General features: G+C 44.3%; 24 protein-coding genes, 1 other RNA gene and 1 pseudogene. 6 read left to right on the forward strand and 20 right to left on the reverse strand.

Going from position 1 to position 25,142, the window contains the following annotated elements:
- Positions 1-62 precede the first annotated feature (62 nt).
- From CWM22_12385 to CWM22_12400, 4 genes and pseudogenes are all read left to right on the forward strand, one after another.
- Positions 63-665, forward strand: a complete 603-nt coding sequence (locus CWM22_12385; GenBank protein AUC92633.1) for an NADPH-dependent FMN reductase — start codon at positions 63-65, stop codon at positions 663-665.
- A 14-nt stretch (positions 666-679) separates the two neighbouring features.
- Positions 680-1,915 carry an NAD(P)H-dependent oxidoreductase gene (locus CWM22_12390; GenBank protein ID AUC92634.1) on the forward strand — a complete coding sequence of 412 codons (1,236 nt, stop codon included), beginning with the start codon at positions 680-682 and terminating at the stop codon, positions 1,913-1,915.
- 79 nt (positions 1,916-1,994) lie between these two features.
- A pseudogene (locus tag CWM22_12395) lies at positions 1,995-2,084 on the forward strand (hypothetical protein).
- A gap of 169 nt (positions 2,085-2,253) precedes the next feature.
- Positions 2,254-3,048: a formate transporter gene (locus CWM22_12400; GenBank protein ID AUC92635.1), complete on the forward strand. Its 795-nt coding sequence runs from the start codon at positions 2,254-2,256 to the stop codon at positions 3,046-3,048.
- An 88-nt stretch (positions 3,049-3,136) separates the two neighbouring features.
- On the opposite strand, the gene CWM22_12405 is transcribed toward CWM22_12400, so the two are convergent.
- Genes CWM22_12405 through CWM22_12415 form a run of 3 tightly spaced genes read right to left on the reverse strand, consistent with a single transcriptional unit; the run spans position 3,137 to position 7,070 of the window.
- The gene (locus CWM22_12405; GenBank protein AUC92636.1) at positions 3,137-4,921 is read right to left on the reverse strand and encodes a multidrug ABC transporter permease; all 1,785 of its coding nucleotides are present in this window, start codon (positions 4,919-4,921) and stop codon (positions 3,137-3,139) included.
- A complete protein-coding gene (locus CWM22_12410) occupies positions 4,922-6,628 on the reverse strand; it encodes an ABC transporter ATP-binding protein (protein ID AUC92637.1) in 1,707 nt (568 codons plus the stop codon).
- Positions 6,621-7,070, reverse strand: coding sequence for a MarR family transcriptional regulator (locus tag CWM22_12415; GenBank protein ID AUC92638.1), 450 nt, complete (start codon positions 7,068-7,070; stop codon positions 6,621-6,623). The genes CWM22_12410 and CWM22_12415 overlap by 8 nt, the downstream gene beginning before the upstream one ends.
- A gap of 206 nt (positions 7,071-7,276) precedes the next feature.
- Here CWM22_12415 and CWM22_12420 point away from each other — a divergent pair, with 206 nt between their 5' ends.
- Positions 7,277-8,293, forward strand: coding sequence for an NAD(P)H-dependent glycerol-3-phosphate dehydrogenase (locus CWM22_12420; protein ID AUC92639.1), 1,017 nt, complete (start codon positions 7,277-7,279; stop codon positions 8,291-8,293).
- A gap of 37 nt (positions 8,294-8,330) precedes the next feature.
- The gene (galU, locus tag CWM22_12425; protein ID AUC92640.1) at positions 8,331-9,233 is read left to right on the forward strand and encodes a UTP--glucose-1-phosphate uridylyltransferase; all 903 of its coding nucleotides are present in this window, start codon (positions 8,331-8,333) and stop codon (positions 9,231-9,233) included.
- 18 nt (positions 9,234-9,251) lie between these two features.
- On the opposite strand, the gene CWM22_12430 is transcribed toward galU, so the two are convergent.
- The 17 genes from CWM22_12430 to CWM22_12510 all read right to left on the reverse strand — a co-directional run bounded on the left by CWM22_12430 (position 9,252) and on the right by CWM22_12510 (position 25,084).
- Positions 9,252-9,929, reverse strand: coding sequence for a rhomboid family intramembrane serine protease (locus CWM22_12430; GenBank protein ID AUC92641.1), 678 nt, complete (start codon positions 9,927-9,929; stop codon positions 9,252-9,254).
- A complete protein-coding gene (locus CWM22_12435) occupies positions 9,913-10,455 on the reverse strand; it encodes a 5-formyltetrahydrofolate cyclo-ligase (GenBank protein ID AUC92642.1) in 543 nt (180 codons plus the stop codon). Before CWM22_12435 ends, CWM22_12430 begins: the two co-directional genes overlap by 17 nt.
- Positions 10,456-10,495: 40 nt before the next feature.
- Positions 10,496-11,623, reverse strand: a complete 1,128-nt coding sequence (locus tag CWM22_12440; GenBank protein ID AUC92643.1) for an N-acetyldiaminopimelate deacetylase — start codon at positions 11,621-11,623, stop codon at positions 10,496-10,498.
- A 9-nt stretch (positions 11,624-11,632) separates the two neighbouring features.
- Positions 11,633-12,331, reverse strand: a complete 699-nt coding sequence (gene dapD, locus CWM22_12445) for a 2,3,4,5-tetrahydropyridine-2,6-dicarboxylate N-acetyltransferase (GenBank protein ID AUC92644.1) — start codon at positions 12,329-12,331, stop codon at positions 11,633-11,635.
- A 112-nt stretch (positions 12,332-12,443) separates the two neighbouring features.
- On the reverse strand, positions 12,444-13,184 hold the full coding sequence (locus tag CWM22_12450) for a serine/threonine protein phosphatase (GenBank protein ID AUC92645.1): 741 nt from the start codon (positions 13,182-13,184) through the stop codon (positions 12,444-12,446).
- Between the two features lie 257 nt (positions 13,185-13,441).
- Positions 13,442-14,791, reverse strand: coding sequence for a glucose-6-phosphate isomerase (locus CWM22_12455; GenBank protein AUC92646.1), 1,350 nt, complete (start codon positions 14,789-14,791; stop codon positions 13,442-13,444).
- Between the two features lie 81 nt (positions 14,792-14,872).
- On the reverse strand, positions 14,873-15,415 hold the full coding sequence (locus CWM22_12460; GenBank protein AUC92647.1) for a hypothetical protein: 543 nt from the start codon (positions 15,413-15,415) through the stop codon (positions 14,873-14,875).
- A gap of 228 nt (positions 15,416-15,643) precedes the next feature.
- An RNA gene (ffs, locus tag CWM22_12465) (signal recognition particle sRNA small type) lies at positions 15,644-15,733 on the reverse strand.
- 42 nt (positions 15,734-15,775) lie between these two features.
- Entirely contained in the window at positions 15,776-16,297 is a 522-nt protein-coding gene (locus tag CWM22_12470) for a tRNA adenosine(34) deaminase TadA (GenBank protein AUC92648.1), read from the reverse strand.
- 280 nt (positions 16,298-16,577) lie between these two features.
- Positions 16,578-18,548, reverse strand: coding sequence for a transketolase (tkt, locus tag CWM22_12475; GenBank protein AUC92649.1), 1,971 nt, complete (start codon positions 18,546-18,548; stop codon positions 16,578-16,580).
- 99 nt (positions 18,549-18,647) lie between these two features.
- Positions 18,648-19,739: an L-ascorbate 6-phosphate lactonase gene (locus tag CWM22_12480; protein ID AUC92650.1), complete on the reverse strand. Its 1,092-nt coding sequence runs from the start codon at positions 19,737-19,739 to the stop codon at positions 18,648-18,650.
- A 124-nt stretch (positions 19,740-19,863) separates the two neighbouring features.
- Positions 19,864-21,552 (reverse strand): ascorbate 6-phosphate lactonase, encoded by a 1,689-nt coding sequence (locus CWM22_12485; GenBank protein AUC92651.1) that lies wholly within the window; start codon positions 21,550-21,552, stop codon positions 19,864-19,866.
- 82 nt (positions 21,553-21,634) lie between these two features.
- Positions 21,635-22,252, reverse strand: coding sequence for a hypothetical protein (locus tag CWM22_12490; GenBank protein AUC92652.1), 618 nt, complete (start codon positions 22,250-22,252; stop codon positions 21,635-21,637).
- Between the two features lie 83 nt (positions 22,253-22,335).
- A complete protein-coding gene (locus CWM22_12495) occupies positions 22,336-23,052 on the reverse strand; it encodes an L-ribulose-5-phosphate 4-epimerase (GenBank protein AUC92653.1) in 717 nt (238 codons plus the stop codon).
- On the reverse strand, positions 23,052-23,915 hold the full coding sequence (locus CWM22_12500) for a xylulose 5-phosphate 3-epimerase (GenBank protein ID AUC92654.1): 864 nt from the start codon (positions 23,913-23,915) through the stop codon (positions 23,052-23,054). Before CWM22_12500 ends, CWM22_12495 begins: the two co-directional genes overlap by 1 nt.
- Positions 23,916-23,920: 5 nt before the next feature.
- Complete coding sequence (gene ulaD / locus CWM22_12505) at positions 23,921-24,586, reverse strand: 3-dehydro-L-gulonate-6-phosphate decarboxylase UlaD (protein AUC92655.1); 666 nt, start codon at positions 24,584-24,586, stop codon at positions 23,921-23,923.
- Between the two features lie 12 nt (positions 24,587-24,598).
- Entirely contained in the window at positions 24,599-25,084 is a 486-nt protein-coding gene (locus CWM22_12510; protein ID AUC92656.1) for a PTS ascorbate transporter subunit IIA, read from the reverse strand.
- Between the last annotated feature and the right edge of the window lie 58 nt (positions 25,085-25,142).

Genomic DNA, 25,142 nt, shown 5'->3' on the forward strand with positions numbered 1-25,142 from the left:
TGCATTTTATTGAATAAACGGGTATGATAAAAGTACCAAATTTAGGAAAGAGAGAAGACGCTATGAAACTTCTAGGACTGGTCGGAACAAACTCCGCTCGCTCAACCAACCGCAAACTCTTGCAGTACATTGAACAGCACTTCGCTGATAAGGCAGATATCGAACTGGTTGAAATCAAGGAACTCCCAATCTTCAATAAACCAGCCAATCGAGAATTACCAGAAATTGTCAAAGAATTGGTCGCAAAAATTGAGGCTGCTGACGGAGTCATCATCGGAACTCCCGAATATAACCACTCTATTCCAGCTGTCCTTATGAATGCCCTTGCTTGGGTATCATACGGTGTCTATCCACTATTAAACAAACCAGTTATGATTACTGGTGCTTCTTATGGAACACTTGGTTCCTCTCGTGCCCAACTACAGCTACGTCAAATTCTCAACGCTCCTGAACTCAAGGCCACTGTCTTGCCAGATGAATTTTTATTGTCACATTCCTTGCAAGCCTTTGATACCAATGGGGAGCTCATTGATTTAGAAACTAGTCAAAAACTGGATGCCATCTTTGATGACTTCCGCCTCTTTGTCACCATGACTGGCAAGCTGTCTAACGCAAAAAAATTACTCCAAAAAGAAGCTGAAAACTTCGATTGGGAAAACCTGTAAGAGAGGAATATACTATGAAATTTGTCGGAATTGTTGGATCAAATGCAGATCAATCTTATAACCGCATGCTATTGCAATTCATTCAACGCCACTTTAAAGTGAAGTTTGAACTAGAACTTTTGGAAATCAAAGATGTTCCAATGTTCAATCAGGACGAAGACCAGTCTGATTGTTTTGCAATTCAATACCTTTACAACAAAATCACCCGTGCTGACGGGGTCATTATTGCTACCCCTGAGCACAATCATACTATTACCCCTGCCCTTAAGAGTACTCTGGAATGGCTCAGCTTTAATTTGCACCCATTCGAAAATAAACCAGTTATGATTATCGGGGCATCTTACTACGATCAAGGAACTTCTCGTGCCCAAGTTCACCTACGGAAAATTTTAGATGCACCAGGTGTCAATGCTTACACACTACCAGGTAATGAATTCCTCCTTGGTAAGGCCAAAGAAGCTTTTGACGATAAGGGCAATATCATCAATGAAGGCACCGTGAAATTCTTAGAAAGCTGTCTAGACAACTTTATCAAGTATGTCGGTGTTGTATCCAAATTGAAAAAACCAAAACCAATCGCACCAGAAGATTTGGACTGTGGAAAGCCGATTGCGACGACCATCACTGGTGTGGATCCCGATGATCCAGATTGGCTAGAAAAGGCTTCTAAATTGGTTAACGCAGTTGAGGGAGACACCTATGTTAAACTGGACAATGGTCTGTTGACCGTTAACCAACTCAATATGTTCCTCAATGCGATGCCATTTGAATTGACCTATGCAGATGATAATAACCAGTTCCTCTACTACAACAATAGTCACCAAGAACCTGATACCATGTTGGGTAAACGGGTACTTGCTCAAGTAGGAAATCGCCTGTCAACTGTCCACGGTACGCTACCTCCTGCCCGCATGAAGAATGTTGAATGGGTTGTCGGTACCTTGCGTAATGGTAACCAGGAATATGTTCGTACCATTGTACCCGGTACCCCTGCTGAAATTATCAACACCCACAACTACCAAGCTATGTACTATCCTGACGGATCCTACGCTGGTATCAATGAAATTATCTTTAATTTCAAACCATGGCTAGATTGGTATCTTGAAGCTACTGGTCAACGCTTGGTTGGTGGTTCGGGAACTGCCGCAGCTCCTGCACATGTTGACGCAACCTCTGGTGCATCAGATGCTGGTAGTGCCCCTGCTACTTCCACACCGACAGATGCAGATTCTGGTGCATCCGCTCACTAATCGTTCACATATAGAGGCTGGGCAGAAAGCCCAGCACCTCTTCTCAGAGTTCGTGTCAACATCTCAGCGCAGTGGTTGATTGGCAGATTTGTTCGTTTTTTACACTCCAAATCTGGCCTCTACGACTGATGCGAACAGAGTTCGCTTCATTTCCAACCTCCAACTGTCTCCCAGACAGTTGGAGCTGTACGGGGGTGGGAGTAAAATAGTCCAGTGGACTATTTTAGCCCGAACCTACTGTTTGGAAGCGAGGGGAACTCTTTTTAGACTGGTCGAGTTCTTTCCCACTCCCATATTTTTCAAACAAAACATTGATATTGATTTCACAAGGAGTTCCTATGTCACCATTTCAAGAAAAAATTTCAGCTGCAGTTTCAAAAAAAGAAGCCCTTTTTGACGAAAGTCTAGGCCGCTATGCCTTGCGTTCTATGTATGCAGGAGCCTACCTGACTATGTCAACAGCTGTCGGTATTATCGGAGCAGACGTTATTGCCAGTCAATTTCCAAGTTTGTCGCGCTTTGTCTTTACCTTCATCTTTGCTATTGGGCTGGTTTTTGTTCTTATTTTTGGTGGTGAATTAGCCACATCTAACATGATGTATCTCACAACTGGTGCCTACTATAAGCAAATTAGCTGGAAAAAAGTGACACTGATGCTGCTATACTGTACTTTCTTTAACTTTGTAGGCGCTACTATTCTAGCCTGGCTCTTCAATCAGTCCTTCTCCTACCTCAATCTCTCTGATAAGAGCTTTGTCGTCAATGCCGTTACCATCAAACTTGGAAAATCTGACTGGAGTAATTTTATTGAAGGGATCACGGCTAATATGTTTGTAAATATGGCAATACTTGGCTTCATGCTCATCAAAGAACAGTCTGCTAAGTTCTTTGTCATCATTTCCTCCATTTTTATGTTCGTTTTCCTCATCAATGAGCATCTGGTCGCCAATTTCGCATCTTTCATGCTCCTAGCTTTTAACGCTACTCGAAGCAATGTCGAAGCCTTCAATATGATCAATATCCTTCGTCAATGGATTGTGGTCTTTTTTGGAAATTGGCTCGGAGCCGGTCTCTTTATCGGTATCGCCTACGCTTGGCTCAATCAAACCAAAACCAACCATATTGAGCAGTAAGCCTACCACAAAAACAGCCAAGATAAACCACGTCCTAAACATTTAAGGATTGTGGTCTGCTTATCTTGGCTGTTTATTTTTCTATATATTATTCAAACACAAACTGGTTGTGGTAGAGTTCGGCGTAGAAGCCGCCCTGTTTGAGGAGCTGGCTGTGGTTGCCTTGCTCAATCACTTTTCCGTCTTTGAGGACGATGATTTCGTCCGCATTGAGGATGGTTTTGAGGCGGTGGGCAATGACGAAGCTGGTCCGTCCTGCGATAATAGCCTCCATGGCCTTTTGGATTTTAGCTTCCGTTACGGTATCAACGTTTGAGGTTGCTTCGTCCAAAATCAAGACTTGAGGATCTGTCAAGAGCGTACGGGCAATGGAAATCAGCTGTTTCTGACCTGTCGAGAAGACATTCTCATCATCGGTCACAAAGGTTTCATAGCCCTCTGGCAAGCTCATGATGAAGTCGTGGATATGGGTGGCACGAGCTGCGGTTTCCACCATTTCCTGCGAAATGCTCTCATCACCAAAGCGGATATTGTCCGCAATAGTACCCGAGAATAGCACCGACTCCTGCAAGACAATGCCGACCTTATCCCGCAAGCTGTCCAAGTCATATTCCCGAATATCGCGACCATCAAAGGCCACACTACCACCATTGACATCGTAGAAACGGTTGATCAAGTTCATAATGGTAGTCTTACCAGACCCCGTCGGACCAACGACTGCCACCATTTTGCCCTTAGGAGCAGAGATAGATACCTTGTCCAAGACCTTCTGACCTGGCAGGTAGCCAAAGTCAATGTCCTTGATTTCAACACCTTCTTTTAATTCGGTAAATAGCGGAGCGTTTTGAGGGCGAACTTCCTCAGGCTCATCAAACATTTCCTGAATACGGTGAGCACCTGTGAAAGCCAGCTGCAATTCTGCCCAGCTAGAGGCAATCTGCATGATAGGCTGGTAATACTGTTGCGAATACTGAACAAAAGTCACTACCAGACCAAGTGCGGCAGCTGTTTCCAGCGAACTATCATTGAGAACAATGCTAGAACCTGCAAAGATAACAATAGCCGTATTAACCAAGCTCATCCCATTCATAAATGGGAAGAGAATCCCACCAAACAAGCGACCTTTGAAGGTCGTACGGCGAACTTCTTCATTGAGTTCCAAGAAACCATCAATTGTCTCTTCCTGCACACCTTGTACAATAATCGCTTTTTGTCCAGAAATTTTCTCGTCCATGTAGGCATTGAGCTTAGATACCGCAGCCTGTTGCTTGTCTGTATATTTCCGTGATAGGCGGATGATAACGACCAAGGCAATCAAGGCAACTGGCGTAGAAGCAATGGTCACCAAGGCCAAGCGAGTATCCTGACGGAACATCATGATGACCATACCGACATAAAGAGCGATGTTGGTCACCACTTGGGTCAAGGACTGGTTAAAAGCATTCTGAATATTATCCAAGTCACTGGTAAAACGAGAAAGAATATCCCCGTCCTTGTGGCTATCAAAGAAGGCAACTGTCAAACGTTCCAGCTTGCCAAACAAGCCCTTACGCATACGGTTGGTCGAATGAGCCACGATACGCGTGAAGAGGAGGGTGTAAATCAAGGTTGCCACGACCGTCGCCGCATAAGCGAAGAAAAGGTTGAGCATAACCCCATTAAAATCAGACAGGTCAGGTTTGAAATCTGACTGACCCATTTGCACCGAAGCAAAATAAGCTTGCCCAATTTTCCCCATCTCCGCAATGGCATTTCCAAGGAAAACAGGTGTCTTAACCTGCAAGTAGGTCGCTGTCACAATGGCTAGAAAAATCACAGCAAAGGACAGTTTATAGCGTTTAAAATAAAACCAGAAAAATCTAAGTGTTTTCATCTATTCCTCCCTCCCTTTCTGTGTTTCGTAGATTTCGCGGTAGACGTCATTTGTCGCTACCAATTCTGCGTGTGTTCCCTGACCAATCAAGCGACCTTCATCAAGAACCAAAATCTTATCAGCTTTGACAACAGAAGAAATCTTCTGGGCAACGATGACAGTGGTTGTCCCCTTCAAATCATGGTTGAGAGCCTCTTGGACCAGTTTCTCAGACTTGGCATCCAGGGCAGAAGTCGAGTCATCCAAGACCAAAACCTTAGGCTCGCCAATCACCCCACGAGCAATAGACATCCGCTGCTTCTGACCACCAGAGAAGTTATTTCCACGTTCTTCTACTTGGCTCTCGTAGGTATCATCCAAGCGGTCGATAAATTCTTTGGCTTGGGCAATACCTGCGGCCCGCTCCAAGCGTTGCAAATCAGCACCAGGTGCCCCTTGACGCAGGTTGTCTGCAATGGTTCCCGAGAAGAGAATAGCCTTTTGCAAGACAATCGATACCGTATCACGCAGGGTGTTCTGGCTGACTTCTTTCAAGTCCCGACCACCGATGGATACTGTTCCTTCTTGCGGGTCAAACAAACGCGGAATCAGTTGAGCAAGAGTGGATTTACCCGCACCTGTTGCACCAACCACACCGACCATTTGCCCTGGCTCAATCTCAAATGAGATATTTTTCAAAGTCGGCTCCGTATCATGTGGGTAGGTAAAGCTAACATTGTCAAAGACAATCTTACCAGTCAATTCTTCATCCGCCACATCCTTGAAGGTCATAGCAGGCTCCGTATCCAACACCTCGCTGATCCGCTTAATTGAAATAGCCGCACGAGAAGCCTGCATCCCCATGAAACTAGTCATGATAATGGCAAACATGATTTGCATGAGGTAGCTCATAAAGGAAGTAAAGCCACCAACTGCTTCCATGTTGGTTTCCAACATCCCGGACACCAAGTAGAGCGATGCAAAAATCGCCATGTAAGAGATAAACATCATCAAGGGTTGCAAGATAGCAAAACCATAGCCGATAAAGAGGTTGAGGTCCAAGAGTTCATTGGATACATCCTTGAATTTCTTGTACTGGTTTTTCTCTTGAACAAAGGATTTGACCACACGGATTCCTCGTAGGTTTTCCTTGGCAATACTGTTCATCTTGTCCATGAGGGACTGGAATTTCCCAAAACGTGGTCCCATTTGCCCCATGACAACTGCCATAATGACCATAATCAAGACCACCATGACAATAATCATCCACCAGAGTTCTGGCATGGTCCGCACCGCCATGATGAAGGCCCCGACAAACAGCAATGGAACCCGCATCAACACTGTGAAGAGCATCATGACAAGGTTCTGGATCTGATTGACATCGTTAGTCATCCGAACAACCAAGTTCCCTGCGTTAAACTCTTCGATATTAGCATAAGAGAAGCTTTGGATTTTCCGAAAGGTCTTCTCACGAATATCCGCAGATACTCCCTGAGAAATCTTAGCTGCTGAAATGGTATTGACAAGCCCTGCCAAAAGACCAATTCCAGCAATAATCAGCAGTAATTTGCCTACACGAACAATTTCATCCTTGTCATTGACCAAGACTGCCGTCAAGACATCCTGCAAATAACTAGGTTGCATCAAGGTCGTTGCTACGACAATTGACGTCAGCAAGACCGATGCTAAGGCGTACCATTTATAACGTAAAATGGCTTCTTTAAACATGATTCTTCTCCTTATAGTGTTGAATATTTTCTTTTAATTGATTAGCTACCTGTTTGACCAAATCAAAGTTCTCTTTTTGAATGCCCCAAAAAAGTGAATGGTGCATTTCTTCATGGAAGGCTTTCAGGTGACAGATTTTCCCTTGCCCTTTCTCTGTCAAAACCAACTGCTTGTAGCGTTTGTCAACCTGAGAAGGCAGGACTTGGATAAAGCCATTTTTCTCCATTCGCTTGACCAGATTGCTGGCAACGGATTTGGAAATCTTTAATTCCGCTTCTATATCTTTTACAAAGGTTTCGGCTTCCGACCGTTCCGCAATGAAACGCAAGGCCCATCCCTGTGGACCAGCTAAGTGCTCCACATCGTATTCTTTAGCAATAGTTTCACTGATTTGTTCAATCTGATTGAGCAGGTTCCGAAAATCTGCAATGGTATGTCCCACGATAACTCCTTTCCAATCAATTAATTAGCATGAGAACTATTATAGTTCTCTTGGGAACTATTGTCAATCATTTTAACTTCTATTTTCAAAGCTCACCCTGCTAACATTTTTCTTCCTAACAGCAATATTTGACATGACTTGCAAGATTTTATCTATGGATTATGATATAATATAGACAAATCAACTCAACCTAGAAAGGATTTTCTATGACCAAACAAACCATTGCTGTCTTGGGACCAGGCTCATGGGGAACTGCCCTTGCCCAAGTTCTCAACGATAACGGTCATACTGTCCGTATTTGGGGAAATATCCCTGAACAAATTGACGAAATCAATGAACACCATACCAATACTCGCTACTTCAAGGATATTGTCCTAGATGATAAAATCACAGGCTACAAGGATTTAGCAGAAACCTTAAACGGTGTGGATGCAGTTCTATTCGTTGTGCCGACCAAGGTAACCCGTCTGGTTGCCAAGCAAGTGGCCCAAGCTCTCAAGCACAAGGTGATTGTCATGCATGCCTCAAAAGGTTTGGAACCTGATAGCCACAAACGCTTGTCAGAGGTCTTAGAAGAAGAAATTCCTGCAGATCTCCGTTCAGAAATCGTTGTGGTTTCTGGACCAAGCCATGCAGAAGAAACCATCGTCCGTGACTTGACCTTGATTTCTGCAGCTTCTAAGGATTTGACAACAGCCAGCTATGTACAGAACCTCTTCAGCAACAACTACTTCCGCCTCTACACTAATAACGATGTGATCGGCGTGGAAACAGCAGGAGCTTTGAAAAACATCATCGCTGTAGGTGCTGGCGCCCTTCACGGTCTGGGATATGGTGACAATGCCAAGGCAGCTATTATCGCTCGCGGTTTGACTGAAATCACCCGCCTCGGTGTAGAAATGGGAGCCAACCCACTGACCTATAGCGGACTTTCTGGTGTCGGTGACCTGATTGTAACTGGTACTTCCGTCCACTCTCGCAACTGGCGGGCTGGTGACCTACTCGGTAAAGGTGAGAAACTTGAAGACATCGAAGCCAACATGGGAATGGTTATTGAGGGAATTTCTACTACTAAGGCAGCTTACGAGTTGGCACAAGAATTGAATGTCTATATGCCAATCACTCAAGCCATCTATAGCGTGATTTATCAAGGCGCAAGCATCCAAGACGCGATTAAGGAAATCATGTCTGGTGAATTCCGTCATGAAAACGAGTGGGTTTAAAAAATAGTCATTAACAAAATAACAAGGAGATTGTACCATGACAAAAAAAGTTAGAAAAGCCGTTATCCCAGCTGCTGGATTAGGAACTCGTTTCCTACCTGCTACTAAGGCTCTTGCCAAAGAAATGTTGCCAATCGTTGACAAACCAACCATCCAATTTATTGTTGAAGAAGCCCTCCGTTCTGGTATCGAAGATATTTTGGTGGTCACTGGTAAATCAAAACGTTCTATCGAAGACCATTTTGACTCAAACTTTGAGTTGGAGTACAACCTCAAAGAAAAAGGCAAAAATGATTTGTTGAAACTGGTTGATGAGACTACAGGTATTCGCCTCCACTTCATCCGTCAAAGCCACCCACGTGGACTTGGTGATGCCGTTCTTCAAGCTAAAGCATTTGTCGGGAACGAGCCATTTGTTGTCATGCTCGGCGATGACCTCATGGACATCACAGATACAAAAGCTGTCCCATTGACCAAGCAACTCATGAACGACTATGAAAAAACACACGCTTCTACCATTGCAGTTATGCCTGTTCCTCATGAAGAAGTTTCTGCATACGGTGTTATCGCTCCACAAGGTGAAGGTGTCAACGGTCTCTATAGTGTGGAAACCTTTGTGGAAAAACCAAAACCAGAAGATGCTCCTTCTGACCTGGCTATTATCGGACGCTACTTACTCACTCCTGAAATCTTTGAGATTTTAGAAAACCAAAAACCAGGTGCCGGGAACGAGATTCAATTGACAGATGCCATTGATACTCTGAACAAAACGCAACGCGTGTTTGCTCGTGAATTCAAAGGCAACCGTTACGATGTTGGGGATAAGTTCGGTTTCATGAAAACTTCTATCGACTACGCTCTCCAACACCCTCAAGTAAAAGATGATTTGAAACAATACTTGATCGATCTTGGTAAAAAATTAGATACAAAGAAAAACTAGCAAGTGCTAGTTTTTTTCTTATATCACATAGAATATCCCTAGTAGCAAGGCGATCAAACCCAAATAACCAATGAAACTGTAAAAAATCTGTTTTCCTGTAAAGAGATCTTTTTCCACAAGAGGTGGAAGGAACATCACGACCAAGCAACCTCCAACAGCTCCTCCAATATGTCCTGCCATACTAATGGTTGGATTAAAAAGTCCCAAAACCAAGTTCAATCCCAAAAGGACCATGTAGCGTTGACCAAGAACCTGCAGATAAGGGCTGCGACTAAATTTTCTCAAAAGTGCCATAGCTGCAAAAAGACCAAAGAGCGAGGTCGATGCACCTGCACCAACCACATCTGGTGTAAAAAAGAGAACAAAAAGATTGCCCATTATCCCAGACAAGATATACAGCAGGAAGAAACGCCTTGACCCAAACAGCCCTTCTAATTGATAACCCAAACCAAGCAAGGTAATGCTGTTAAAGATAAAATGTTCCCAACCAATGTGGACAAAGATGGGGGAAATCAACCGCCACAACTGAGTCGGATCATACCGCACTACCTCACCAAACATACCACCGAATTCATAAATCGTATAGGCAGCCGTCGTCTGTCCGAAGCGAAATACTTGTATCAATAGGAAAACAAGAGCCGTAACCGCCAACAGGCCATTGGTTACAGGGTAGCGCTTATCAAAAAAGTTCTTCAAAAATCAACAACTCCTTCACTGGAATATCAAATACATCTGGTTCGAAATCATAGACTTGAAATTCTGCCACGGTCGATACCGTCTCCCCCTGATAATCTACTAGGTAGCGATCATAAAAACCACCTCCATAGCCCACTCGAAAACCCGCTTGATTCCAAGCCAAACCAGGGACATGAATCAACTTAACCACAGACTTATCCACAGGTTGTGAATAAGTCCCAGGTTCCCAAACTCCAAACCTAGATTTCACCAAATCATCAGGATTATATTCTACAAAATCCATGCGGCCTTGTGAATAGGTCTTAGGAATGAAAATGCATTTTCCATCCTTTTGAGCCTGTTCAATCAGGTAAGAAGTATCAAACTCATGAGGCATGGAAAGGTAGGTCCCAAGCGACTTTGTGCCTTGATAGGCCTCAGAAGCAAGGAGGCGTTCCGTTAGCTGCTGGCTCCATCTTGCTCGCTGACTACTAGTCAGGTCTTTCAAGCTCTGCAGGACCTCTTGCCGAATGCTCTTTTTATCCACAGAAACTCCTTTCTTTTCAGAAAAAGACTGGAAAACCAGTCTAGTTTGCTTTCATTTTCAAAAAATCGCTCAACTTATCCACAGCAAAGGGAAGCACTTCCTCTTTGGGACTGAGACGAGGATTGTGAAGGGGATAAGGCGTATCCACACCCAACCAGAACATAACACCCGGCACCTTATTGAGCAGGTAGCCGAAGTCCTCACCCGTCATAGCTGGTGGGCAGTCAATCATCTCCACGCCGTCGACTTGTTCAAAATAAATTATCAGTTCATCCGCCAGCTGGGGATTATTTTCCACAGGCAGATAACCGCTAGGATTAAGCTCAATCTCCAAGTCCACTCCAAAGGACAGGGCGATTCCCTCTGCCACTTCCCGCACCCGTTTTTGCACAAGAAGGCTCATGCTCTGGGTCAAAGCCCGAATGGTGCCATGCAAGAAAGCCGTTTCCGCAATGACATTATTGGTCGTACCCGCGTGCAGGGAGCCGAAGGTGACCACAGCTCCCTCAATCGGATCAACGTTACGACTGACCACCGACTGCACCTGAGTCACAAAGTAGCTTGCTGCCACCAAGGCGTCATTGGCAGTATGGGGAAATGCTGCGTGGCCACCTTTTCCTGTAAACCGTATCTTAACTTCACAGGTCCCGGCAAAGAGGGTCGCACGGTTGGTGGCCATTTGACCGACTTTGAGGTCTGGTCGGACATGGAGCCCATAAAATTCATCTGGCAACCAATCCCCGAAAGCTCCCGCTTTATACATGAGCATGCCACCTGCTAGATTTTCCTCCGCAGGCTGAAACAAGAAGAGAAGATTATTTTTCGGTTGCTGCTCTGCCATTTTCTCCAAAAGCCCCAAGGCAATGGTCATGTGAAAATCATGTCCACAGGCGTGCATACGATCTGGGTGGAGGGACTTGAAGTCTAGGCCCGTCTCCTCCACGATCGGCAGGCCGTCAATATCCGCCCGCCAGCCAATCGTTTTATCTGGAGCAGAGCCTGTCAGATAAACCAAGATTCCTGTCTTCCAAGTGCGGACTTGGGCAAAAGAACAGTCTTGCAGCAAGTCCTCAATGGTTTCTATGAGAAAGGCGTGTGTCTTGAACTCCTCCATCCCCAGCTCTGGAATCTGGTGGAGGGTCCGGCGTGTCGCAATTAAATCTAGCATAGCTACCTCTTAGAGTGTCCGCAAAGCCTCTTCCAAGGCTGTTTTTTGTTGGGTTTGAGCGTCGATTTCCTTGATGATACGGGCTGGCACACCTGCTACCACTACGTTTTCAGGAACATCTTGAGTCACAATGGCACCAGCTGCCACAACAGATCCGCTACCGATTTGCACACCCTCGATGACAACGGCATTGGCACCGACCAAAACGTTGTCGCCGACACGAACTGGCTCGGCAGAAGCTGGCTCGATGACACCCGCAAGGACCGCTCCTGCTCCGATGTGGCTGTTTTTACCAACCGTCGCACGACCACCGAGAATAGCACCCATGTCAATCATGGTACCTGGACCGATTTCCGCACCGATGTTAATCACCGCCCCCATCATGATAACGGCATTATCACCAATGGTCACTTGGTCACGGATAATGGCACCTGGCTCGATACGGGCGTTAATGTTGCGTTTGTCAAGCAAAGGCACAGCTGAATTGCGGCCGTCTTGCTCCACCACATAATCCACATTCTCAGTCAAATTTGCCAAGAGTGGCTCAACGTCCTTCCAGTCACCGAAGAGGACATTGCCTAGTTTTGTCACCTCAGCAGGAACTGGACCTGCCAGTTCTCCTTTAAAGGTCACTTTAACAGTCGTCTTTTTCACAGCATTGCCGATAAAAGCAATGATTTCTTGTGCAGTCATTTTTTGTGCAGTCATAATGTTTCCAATCTAAAAATAATATTTTTACTATTATATCAAAATTTTCTGAAAATTTGATGATGAAAAACAAAAAAATTAGAAGTTTTACCTCCTAATTTTCAATCATTATCTAATCTTCAATTTCTTTTCTGGGATTAACAGCTCCAACGATATAATCTTGAACTAAACCTGTGGCATCCAGTACAATCCCATGTAAAACTCCGCCGTAAACAGCTCCACCATCAATCCCCATTTTCCCATCTGAACTGGTCCAGATTTGGCTAATGCGGAGTTTTGTTTGATAAAGGTTATAAACAGGAGTATGCCCAAAGACAATCATTTTCCCTGTGGTATTTTCGGCCTCATGGAAAGGAGTTCTAAGCCAGACTTTATCATGATTGCTGGTTTCGCGCCAGTCTGGTAAGGTCAAGTCCACACCAGCATGGACAAAGATATAGCGTTCAGTCTCTATATGATAAGGACAAGATTTGACAAAATCAATCAGATCCTCGTACTGTTCCATCACTGCATTGGCATCTACTAGACCATCAACGGGCGCATCCAAGGGTCGCCCCAGAAGGGAGTTAATGGTCGTATCGCCACCATTTCTCCGATAGTGGTCATAGCGGTCAACCGGATCACGTAACCAGGCCAGAAACATCCGTTCATGGTTACCCGTTAAACAAATTGCCCCCTTTTCCCGCACCAATTGCCAAACCAACTCCAAACAAGCTTTGGAATTTTCTCCGCGGTCAATCAAATCACCCAGAAAAATAAGCTGTTGTCGATTCTCGTTCCATTTCTTTAAAATATCAAGCAGGAGTTCAAACTTACCATGGACATCTCCTACTACAAAAAATTCTTTTTTCATAGAGAATATTCTACCATATTTCTAAAGGAAAGAAAAACTGGGAGTGTGATAGAACTCAAGACATAGAAAAGAGTTCGTCCTCACACCCCCGCACAGTTGATTAGGTCAGATTTGGAGTGTGAAACACGAACTGCTGAGATTTGCTTTGCAAATCCTATCTCCAACCTTAAACAGTCCCCCGGACTGTTTAAGCCAATCAACCACTGCGCTGAGATGTTGACACGAACTCTGATAGGCGGGCTTAAAATTTCATTCTATTACAAACGTGCGTTCAATTCTGCACCGAGTTCTTCAAATCCTGGTTTGCCAAGAAGAGCGAACATATTTTTCTTGTAGGCTTCTACACCTGGTTGGTCAAATGGGTTAATCGCATTGAGGTAACCAGAGATTGCAATTGCCAACTCGAAGAAGTAGAAGGTGTAACCAAGTGTGAACTCATCTTGTTGTGGAAGAGTGACAAACATGTTTGGTACGCCACCATCTGTGTGGGCAAGCAATACGCCATCCGTTGCTTTTTTGTTTACAAAGTCAACATCTTTTCCTTGCAAGTAGCCAAGACCGTCAAGGTCTTCTGTCATTTCAGGAATCAAGATATTTTTTCTTGGTTTGTCAACACGAACTACTGTTTCAAAGATATTGCGGTTTCCTTCTTGGATAAATTGTCCAAGTGAGTGCAAGTCTGTTGAGAAGTTAGCAGATGTTGGGTTGATACCTTTTTGGTCCTTACCTTCTGACTCACCAGCCAATTGTTTCCACCATTCGCTGAAGTATTGAAGTGATGGCTCGTAGTTAGCCAAGATTTCTGTTACATAGCCTTTTCTGTAAAGGATGTTACGCACTGCAGCATATTGGTAAGCCTCATTTTCGGCAATTTTATCTGATGTGTAAGTCGTACGAGCTGCGTTTGCACCTTCCATAAGGGCATCAATGTCTGCACCAGCTGCCGCGATTGGCAAAAGACCAACTGCAGTCAAGACTGAGAAACGACCGCCAACATCATCTGGAACTACAAAGGTTTCCCAACCATTTGCGTCCGCTTCAACCTTAACAGCACCTTTTGCCTTGTCAGTTGTCGCATAAATACGCTTGTTGGCTTCTTCTTGACCGTATTTCTTGACAAGCAATTCTTTGAAGACACGGAAAGCAATAGCAGGCTCAGTTGTTGTACCTGATTTTGAAATCACGTTTACTGAGAAGTCCTTATCTGCCACGTAGTCCACCAAGTCAGCAAGGTAGCTTGATGAGATTGAGTTTCCAGCGTAAAGGATTTGTGGAGCTTTACGCTCTTCACGAGTTTGCAAGTTTACAAAGGCATTGCTCAAGAAATCAATGGCTGCTTTGGCACCAAGGTAAGAACCACCGATACCGATAACCACCAAAACTTCACTTTCATTTTGGATCTTAGCCGCCGCTTCCTTGATGCGAGCAAATTCTTCTTTGTCATAGTTTTCTGGCAAATCCAACCAGCCGATAAAGTCGCTACCAGGACCTGTTCCTTGACGGAGCATTTGGTCAGCCAGCGTCACTTGTGGTTGCATGTAGTCAACTTCTTGAGCTCCAACGAATTGGCCCAAAACTTTTGAATAATCAAATGTAATATGTGTCATGTCATTCCTCCATTTATGTACCATAATATGATAACGCTTTATCAGTTTTTTTTCAAGGGATTTATGAATTTTCATTTATTTTCATGAAATGGTTTGCGTAACTTGTTTATTTTTCACAAACATAGTGTCGTAATGAGGAGTTTTATAGTCTGCTAAGACCTGACCCGACTGTGTCACTGTTATCATATTTGGTAATATTTTTGACAATAAATATAGTGGGACCAGGCTCACATACCAGATTGTCATCACTTCAAAAATAAATTTGCTATTATTCCCTCTCTGAATATAGCGTTGTCGGTGTTCTTCTTTTAATGATGGGTGGGGAATGTAAATGTGAAACGGGACAGCGCCACGTACAAGCATAACCAACAACATCCTTACTAGAAAATTCATGGCGACAAGGACCGTCTTCCCCTCCTCGTGCAAGGCATAGGCTTTGTCCACGTAGATGTTTTTATAATTCTTATCTTTAATCGGGCGTGGAGTTGATTTTCTTTCTTCTTTATTCAAATGACGAACACTAGAATTATCATATTTGATGTCCGACATTTCTAAATCTACAATTTGTGAAGATTGCTGGGCAAATGTCGTTTTCCCCATACCTGGAAAAGCAAATATAAACATAGGCTTTCCTCCTTTTCCTCTGTAGAATAGCAGAGCTAACAAAAAGTTTTCTTAAGAGGAAATCTATTTTACTCCTTTTTCCCTATAAATCAATAGAAAATCAACAAAATCAGTCCCCAGACGGAGAGAAATGTACTTGCTAAAGTAGTTGCCCCTATTTTACCCCTATTTCTAAAAACAAGCCAAAGAAAACCCTCTGAAAGCCTGATTTCAAAGGGTTTTTAGACTGTACGCAAAAAGAGCACACACTCGACCTCGCTTAGGGCTGCTGGATTCCTCCCCTGACCCGCTTCACGCACGAATGTTGCTCCGTTTATTATTATAACACAAATTGACTAAAGTGCAAGTTTGGACTACAAACTAGCTATCCGTAGCGACTTCCTCTTGCGCCTTCAAGGCCTCTTTCTCAGCCTTTTGCTTTTCTCGCCTCTGTCTGAAAAAATCTTGCATAATCTTAGCACAAGCCTCTTCCAGAATGCCCGTCTCAACTTCCACACGGTGATTGAGTCGCTCATCTGTCAAAATATCATAGAGACTGCCTGCCGCACCAAACTTTTGGTTGGTAGCACCGTACACTACCTGAGGAATGCGGGCAAGACCGATTGCTCCGCTACACATAACACAGGGCTCAATCGTCACAAAGAGGGTCGAATCAAGCAAGCGCCAATTCCCCTCAACATTGTTAGCCTCTTGGATGGCCATGACTTCGGCATGCATGATAGCCTGATTGAGCTCTTCGCGGGCATTATGACCTCTGCCAATAATCTGGCCATCCTTGACAATCACACAACCAATTGGAATTTCATCCTTTTCTAGCGACTTTCTAGCTTCCTGCAATGCTTGAGTCATAAAATACTCTTTTTCTTCATGTGTATAGTTCATAAATCTATTATAGCACAGCCCTGATAACAGTTCAAAATCACTTCTTTATTCGCTGCTATCAAAATCAATCTAACACTGCTTCTTCCTTACCACACATTTCTTTCAAAATTCTGCCCTTCTATTAACTTAAAAATATAAAAATACCTCCTCAGTCGAGAAGGTAGGGGGAGCAATATTGATATTTGCAGATATTAATATATCATCTATTGTCGATATTGTCAAGAAATTTTTTTAAAAAATGTCAAAAACAGCCTCGAAAGGCTGTCTCTGACATTTTCTATTACAATTCGCCAACTAATTTCACAACATTTTCTACTGTGAAGCCGTAGTTGTCAATAACTGTTTGGGCTGGAGCTGAGGCACCGAATGTGTCGATACCAAGGACTTTACCATCAAGACCGACATACTTGTACCAACTTTGAGTTGCACCCATTTCAATGGCCAAGCGACGACGGATAGCATTTGGAAGAATCTCTTCCTTGTAAGCTGCGTCTTGAGCATCGAAGAGCTCAGTTGATGGTACAGAAACCACACGAACTTTTGTACCAGCTGCTTCTAGTTCTTTGGCAGCTTTAACAGCCAAGTTCACTTCTGAACCTGATGCAAGAAGGATTGTGTCAAAACCTGCTACTTCATAAACTACATAAGCACCTTTAGCAACCTTGTCAAAGTCTGTTCCTTCTTCAACTGTCAAGTTTTGACGAGTGAGAACAAGGGCTGATGGTGTAGACTTGCTAGTCAATGACAAGTACCAAGCTGCCTGCGTTTCACGCGCATCTGCTGGACGGAAGACATTGAGGTTTGGCATAGCACGAAGTCCTGCCAAGTGCTCAATCGGCTCGTGAGTTGGGCCATCTTCACCAACTGCAATTGAGTCATGCGTGAAGACATAAGTCACAGGAAGACCCTGAAGGGCTGACAAACGAACTGCTGCCTTCACATAGTCTGAGAAGACGAAGAAGGTACCACCATAGACACGAAGTCCTCCGTGGGCTGCCATACCGTTCAAGATAGTACCCATAGCAAATTCACGCACACCAAATTGGATGTTGCGGTTGAGTGGGTTTGCTGAATCTTGCAAACCATCTTCCTTGATATAGGTCATGTTTGAGTGAGCCAAGTCAGCTGAACCACCTAAGAAAGTTGGCAAGACCTTAGCCGCTGCGTTGAGGGCATCTTGTGATGAGTTACGAGTTGCTTGTGAGAAGCCATTTTCGTAAACCGGGAAGTCTTCTGGCTTGATTTCAACTACGTCACGACCTTCCAAGATAGCTGTTACTTCAGCTGCTAATTCTGGATGTGCTACTTTGTAGTCTTCAACTAATTTCACCCAAGCATCGTAGGCTGCTGCACCGCGATCAGCTACATTAGCTTTGAAGTCCGCATAGACTTCAGCTGGAATTTCAAATGGACCATAGTTCCAATCAAGCGCCTTACGAGTTGCTTCTGCTTCCTCTGGTCCAAGCGGCGCACCGTGAACGGCATTTGTACCTTGTTTGTTTGGCGAACCATGACCGATAACAGTCTTGATTTCGATAAGAGATGGCTTACCTGCTGCCTTAGCTTTTTCAATAGCAGCAAAGATGGCATCTACATCTGTACCGTCTGTTACGAGGTCTGTATGCCAGCCATAAGCATTGTAGCGTGCGCGCACATCTTCTGTGAAGGAGTCTTTTGTTTCCCCATCCAAGTTGATGTCATTTGAATCGTAAAGAACGATGAGTTTTTCTAATTTTTGAAGACCTGCATAAGAAGCCGCTTCTGCAGAAACACCCTCCATCAAGTCGCCATCGCCACAGATTACATATGTATAGTGGTCGAAGATCGGGAAACCATCACGGTTGTACTTAGCCGCAAGGAAACGCTCAGCTTGAGCAAAACCTGTCGCAGTTGAGATACCTTGACCAAGAGGACCTGTTGTCGCATCAACACCAGCTGTGTGACCAAATTCTGGGTGACCTGGTGTTTTTGAACCCCACTGACGGAAGTTTTTGATTTCGTCCATGCTTACTTCTTCAAAACCTGAAAGGTGAAGAAGTCCGTAAAGCAACATTGAGCCGTGTCCTGCTGACAAGATAAAGCGGTCGCGGTTGATCCAGTTTGGTTGAGCTGGGTTGATACGGAGCTCTTTAGTGAACAAGCTATAGGCCATTGGTGCCGCACCCATGACAACACCTGGGTGGCCAGATTTTGATTTTTCAATGGCGTCAATACCAAGGAAACGAATTGCGTTTACTGAAAGTTGTGACATGTTTTTCTCCTTTTAAAAAGTCATGGTTTCATTATACCATAAAGCGTTTTCTATGTCTGTTTCAAAAGGCAGGACTTTCGTCCCGCCCCTCTTATCTTCTTATAGCAAGGCCTTGAATTGAATGTTCGAATCTTCCAAGAAACAGTCGTCAAAGCCACGTGGGTGATGGTATTCAATGCGGTCTTTGTCAAGTGGATAGGTGTACTTGCCACCAACTTCCCAGATGAATGGATGGAAGTCATATTGCAAGCGTTCTTTACGCATTTTCCAGAGCTGCAAGATTTCATCTGTTGAGGCCATAAAGTTAGACCAGATGTCGTAGTGAACAGGGATGATTACCTTAGCACGCAAGTTTTCTGCCATACGAAGAAGGTCGATTGATGTCATCTTGTCTTGGATACCGATTGGGTTGTCACCGTAATTGTTGATAGCAACGTCGATGTTGAAGTCACGACCGTGTTTTGCAAAGTAGTTTGAGAAGTGGGAGTCTGCACCGTGGTAGATGGTTCCGCCAGGTGTTTCAAAGACATAGTTGACTGCCTTGCGAGCCATGAGTTCATCTGTCACAGGAAGTCCTGCTAGTTTGCCACCGTTTTCTTCGTAGCCTTCGATTGGCAAGGTCACCAAGCAAGTACGGTCGAAGGACTCTACTGCGTGGACCTTGATGTCTTTGAATTCAAAACTATCGCCTGGTGCGATACGGATAATACGGTCAGCGGGTACACCCCATTTTTCCCAGATATCGCCACTTTCAACTGGACCGACAAATTTGACGTGGTCCAACTTTGGATTGTTGATGATGGCAGCGGCTGTGCTGATGTCCATGTGGTCACTGTGGACGTGCGATACTAGGTAGTAGTCCAATTCATTGATGGCAAATGGATCGATAACCATTGGCTGCACACGCAAGTTTGGTTGCAATTTACGGACGCCGGCCATGTTAGCCATTTGGTGTCCCCAAACCATGTCTTTCACTTTTTTAGTAGACTTACCACGAGATGACCACAGGTCCATAACCACGTTAGCTCCGCCAGGCGTCTTAATCCAGACACCACAGTTGCCTAACCACCACATAGCAAAGTTGCCTTCTGGCACTACTTCTTCTTCAATTTCTTCATTGAGCCAAGTTCCCCATTCTGGGAAGGTTGAAAGAATCCAGGATTCTCTTGTAATATCTTGAACTTTAGCCATTTTTCATTCCTCCTATAAGGCTGATTGTGTTTCTATGCTTCTAGTATATGCGCAAAAGGTCACAAAAAAAAGACCAAATAAAACACAGGCTTGTGTTCACATTTGGACTTTTGCACGTAGATGGCTAATACAAATCTGTTTCCAGATCGGAACTAGCTAAGCTTGCCAATAATTCATTGGCAATCAGATTTTGCAAACGCTGTTTCAATTCCAGGGCTTCCTGGCCATTTTCAACATATGACGCTAGGAGTTTGTCCAATTCTATGGCAAAACCTTTTTGACTGTCTGTCAGATTGCGGTATTTGGCAAAATGAATCAAACGCAAGACATCATCAAAATCCAGAATCGGATGGACCTGAATCACAGGTAAATCCGTATCCGTCACTTCATTGGTCGAAATCAAGAAGTCCACCTCCAACAGGTCTTCCACACTCTTAAATTGCTCTGTTGTAAAGACGGCAGAGATGGTTTTTTCAGGTAGGTGGTGCTGGCATTGTTTCATCAACAATTTCTGCACAGAAACTCCCTCATCACAGATAAGAAAGACAGTCGAACTGGTCAGCTTTCGACTACTGCTTCGACGAAGGGCTCCACCCAAATGCACCGTCAGATAGGCAATGTCCTCATCTGTCAACTGGATTTGCCAGGCCTCTTCCAAGATATGGCTAGAAGATTTTGTCAATCGAAAGAGGGTATCATACTTGTAGCGAATCTGGTCAACCAAGGGATTGCGCGATAAGATCCCATAGGTTTTTCGAAATAGCATGGCCTTGCAGTGAGCCAGCAAATCATGGGCTAGCTCCTCTTTTTTCTCCAATTCAAAATCTGAATGCAACTCAAAATGACGGATAAAGGCATCGACCACCTTCTTCAAATCCGCAAAATCCTGGCTAGTAACATGGGCATCCCGATCCTTTCGATAAGATAAGAGCAAGACGGCGATTAGCGACACCTCTATCTCGTCTAAATCAAGACCAAACTGCTCTTCTAGGGACTGGCTAATTTTTTGAGCAACACCGTACTCAATCCGTTCATAGACCAAGGCGAATTCACGGACAATCGCATCCTTCTCCTCTTGCTCCAAACTCATATTGCGATAAGTTAGCAACATATAGGGTAGAATCTTGAGCATCAGTTCAATTTCAGATCGATTGATTTTCTTACCAAGGTCTTTTTCAATACCATATACCTGGTGGGACAAAAATTGGGCCAAATCTTTTGAAAAAAGGGACTGGCAACCACTGAAAAGACTAACCTTGTCTTCCAAAATGCTGACAAAACTCTTGCTCGCTTCTGTGAACAAACTATAGAGTAGAGAGTGGATATACTGGATTTTTGTCAAGGGATGACAGGCCAGATCGTAACCTTGTGACTTAGAAACATAGAGGGTCATCTGATACTGTTCCTTGCTCAATCGACTACGGATTTCATTTAGATCGTTGAGAACGGTATTCCGTGAGACTTCTGTCAAATCCATCATTTTTTCCAAGGTAATTCGTTCGTGTGCAATGCAGATATAAAGGAGCATCAACTGCATCCGCTCATCCATATTCATAATATAGCTATAGGAATCAATGGAATCTAAGAGTTGACGACAGGCTTGCTTTTGCTCTTCGGACAAACGGATTCCGATCCGAGGCAGACTTTCGATTGGCTCAACATTGTCTGGAAAAGCAGCATTGATTTTTTCCAAGTGGTAGTAGATTTTTCTACGCGATTGTTGCAATTCCTTGGAAATAGCCATAATGGTTTCTGGCTCTTGGATACCAATCAAATGCCGCAATAAGGCACAACTACTTTTATCTAGTAACACCGTTTCTCCCTCCTCTCTTACTATTTTAACATATTTATAACACAAATTCCAACAACAATATAAATAGGTATTATTTTTCCAGTCAATAGATACTCTTGATAATCTCCACCCGTGTAATCAAATCTCCATGCATATTATCAATCCGTATAGCCACATTTTTCAGATAAATACAGGCACCGATGGCAATGGTTTTTTCTTCTTCATTGAGTTTGCGGGTCACAAAATCTCTCAAAGTCTCGCTACCTTCACTTGGAATTTTTACCCGTGCAATGATGTTGGCAACCTTAACCTTCTGGCTAGCCCGCATGATGATGTTGTTGGAATCATCAAACTGGGTAAAGAGATATTTTCGCACTGCAAATAAGATGGCAACCGACGCAATACCAATCAGGTAATCCATACTAGACCCATGTTCCACAATCAGTTGACGGGCAATGGCAACCAAGAGCACCTCGATGACAGTACTAGGCGATTGTTTGCAAAGCATTTTGATGAATTCGACCCCGACTGCCAAGGTCATTGCACGACTCAGAAAATTTTGAATAAACGTATCCGCTTGAATACCACCCGTCAGTGAACCAACTAAATCCGCCAACAACAATCCTGACAGTGCTAGGAGGGCTAATCCTAAAATGGCTGATAAAATCAACTCCAGATAGTAGGCAACCTCTGTCAGACTATCTTGTAAAAATTTTCTCATCTTTCTCCTCATCAAAAGAGAAAAAGCAGTTCTCCTTTTTGGGGAGTCTGCTACTTTTCCCTACTTTTTTTTCACACAAGAACTTAATGTTCATCACCTTTTTGTCCGTAATAGGCATTTGGACCGTGCTTACGGAGATAGTGCTTGTCCATGATGTAGCTTGGTGCTGGTTCCACCCGTGGATTGATTTGCTCTGTGTAGCGGTTCATCCGAGCCACTTCTTCTAGGACAACACTGTGGTAAACTGCCTGAGCAGGATCCTTGCCCCAGGTGAATGGCCCATGGTTTCGGACAACAATACCCGGAACAGCAACTGGGTCAATGCCACGGCGCTCAAATTCCTCAATGATGACTGAGCCTGTTTCTTTTTCATAGGCAGAATTCACTTCTTCGGCCGTCAAAGAACGGGCACATGGTACTGGACCGTAGAAATAGTCCGCATGGGTCGTACCATAAAATGGAATGTCACGACCAGCCTGAGCCCAACCCACTGCTTCTGTCGAATGGGTATGCACGACAGCATGTACGTTTGGCCAAGCCTTGTAGAGGGCAACGTGAGTCGCCAAGTCAGAAGAAGGATTGAGGTCACCTTCTACCACATTTCCATCCAAGTCCGTCACCACCATGTTTTCTGGTGACAATTTTTCATAATCCACACCAGAAGGCTTGATAACGATGCGACCAAGTTCACGGCAGACTTCTGATACGTTACCCCAGGTGAATTTGACAAGACCGTGGGCAGGTAGAGCGATATTGGCTTCATAGACCCGTTGGCGCATTTCCTGTAAATCTTTTGGCATTAGTTCAACCCCGCTTTCTCAATCAATGGATAGAGGAAATCCTGTGCCTCTTTAATCGCTGCTCGTGTTTCCTCAACCGTTTCGCAATTTTCTGACCACATTTCAATCAAGAATGGACCTTGGTAGTTGGTCTTTTTCAAGACTGCAAACATATTGTCCCAGTCCACACAGCCCTGACCGAATGGGACATCACGGAATTGACCTTTGGAATTTTCAGTTACCGCATAGGTATCCTTGAGGTGAAGGGCTGCGATAGAACGGTGTCCCAGATAAAATTCGCTGTAAATGTCATTGTGCCAAGCAGACACGTTTCCCGTATCTGGGTAGACAAAGAGATAAGGCGAGTCGATTTCTTTTTCAACGGCTAGGTATTTTTCAATAGAGTTGATAAATGGATCATCCATAATCTCGATAGCCAACATGACCTGAGCCTGTTCTGCCCAGTCGCAAGCCTTGCGGAGATTCTTGATGAAACGTTCTCTAGTTTCAGGTGATTTTTCCTCATAGTAAACATCGTAACCAGCCAACTGGATGACACGGACACCCAAGTCCTGAGCCAGTTCGATACACTGTTTCATGGTTTCTAAAGACTTAGCTTCAAGAGCAGGGTCATTGGATCCAAGTGGATAACGACGGTGACCTGAGAAACAAATGGTCGGAATGCGGACACCTGTTTCATAGATAGCCTTGACCAAGTCTAAACGCTCTTCCTTGGTCCATTCCAAACGAGCCAAACGAGCATCGCTCTCATCCACCGACATCTCCACAAAGTCGAAACCTAATTCTTTGGCAAACTCCAAGCGTTCCTTCCATGTAAAATGCTTGGGCGTTGCCTTTTCATATATTCCGATTGGTCGTGCCATAGGCCTTACCCCCAGATACGACGGATTTCGTCTTTAAATTCACGTGCCGCTGCTGCTGGATCTGCTGCTTCTGTAATACCGCGACCTGCGATAAAGGTGAAGACTTCTACACCCTCAAAGAGTTTGAGTGTATCCACATCAAGACCACCTGTTACAGAAACACGGAAGCCCATGTCAACCAATTTTTTCACTTTATTGAGGTCTTTTTCGCCCCACGTTTCGCCAGCAAGAAGGGCGTCACGAGATTGGTGGTAAATCGCTTGGGAAATACCTGCGTCCAACCAGAGTTGAGCCTGTTCAAACGTCCAATCACCGTAGAGCTCGATTTGGATTTCACCCTTGTCACCACGCACTTCCTTGATAGCCTTCAAAGCAGCTTCCATGGTTGGAATGGTCGCAGAACAAATACAAGTCATCCAGTCCGCACCACGAACGGCATTATTTTTAGCCACCGTACCACCAGCATCCGCACACTTGGTATCTGCAACGATAATCTTGTCTGGGAAAAGGCTGCGAAGAACTTCCACCAATTCGCTACCAACTTGGAGCAAGCAAACCGTACCTGCTTCAATCACGTCAACTTCATGACCAACAGACACAGCTGCCTTAATCGCTCCCTGCAAATCTGAGTGATCCAATGCAACCTGTAAATTTGGGATATGTTTTGTCATCTTTTCTTCCTCCTAGCTATCCAAGTCTAAACCTTCTAAATATGGGCTATTTTTTGATTCTTCCACCATTGCCAATACTTCTTCTGGAGTTTTGCAGGCAATCAAACGCTCGATTGAATTTTCCAATTCGAAGAGGGCGATAATCTGCGGAATAGCTACTGAAGTATGGATTTTTGGATCTGTCGCAGCCAAGGTCAATAGGACAGAAACCTCTTTACCATCTGAAAAGGCTACTGGTTTTGTCAAGGTAATCAAGGCAAAGGAATCTTTCAAAACACCGACACCAGCCTGGGCATGTGGCATAGCCATACCTGGCATGAGCACATAATAGGGACCATATTCTTCTGTCGATGCAATGATGGCATCATAGTATTCTTCTGTCGCAGCGCCACTTTCAATCAAGGGCTCAACAGCCTTGTGAACAGCTTCCTGCCAGGTTTCCGCTGTCAATCCCAAGCGAATGGAATTATTTTCCGTAAATGATTTTTGTAAATTCATAGTTTTTCCCTTCTACACGCTATATGAAAGGGGGAGGGAGACTCCCTACCCCTAACGG

The sequence above is a fragment of the Streptococcus suis genome, from assembly GCA_002831545.1.
Classification (GTDB): domain Bacteria; phylum Bacillota; class Bacilli; order Lactobacillales; family Streptococcaceae; genus Streptococcus; species Streptococcus suis_P.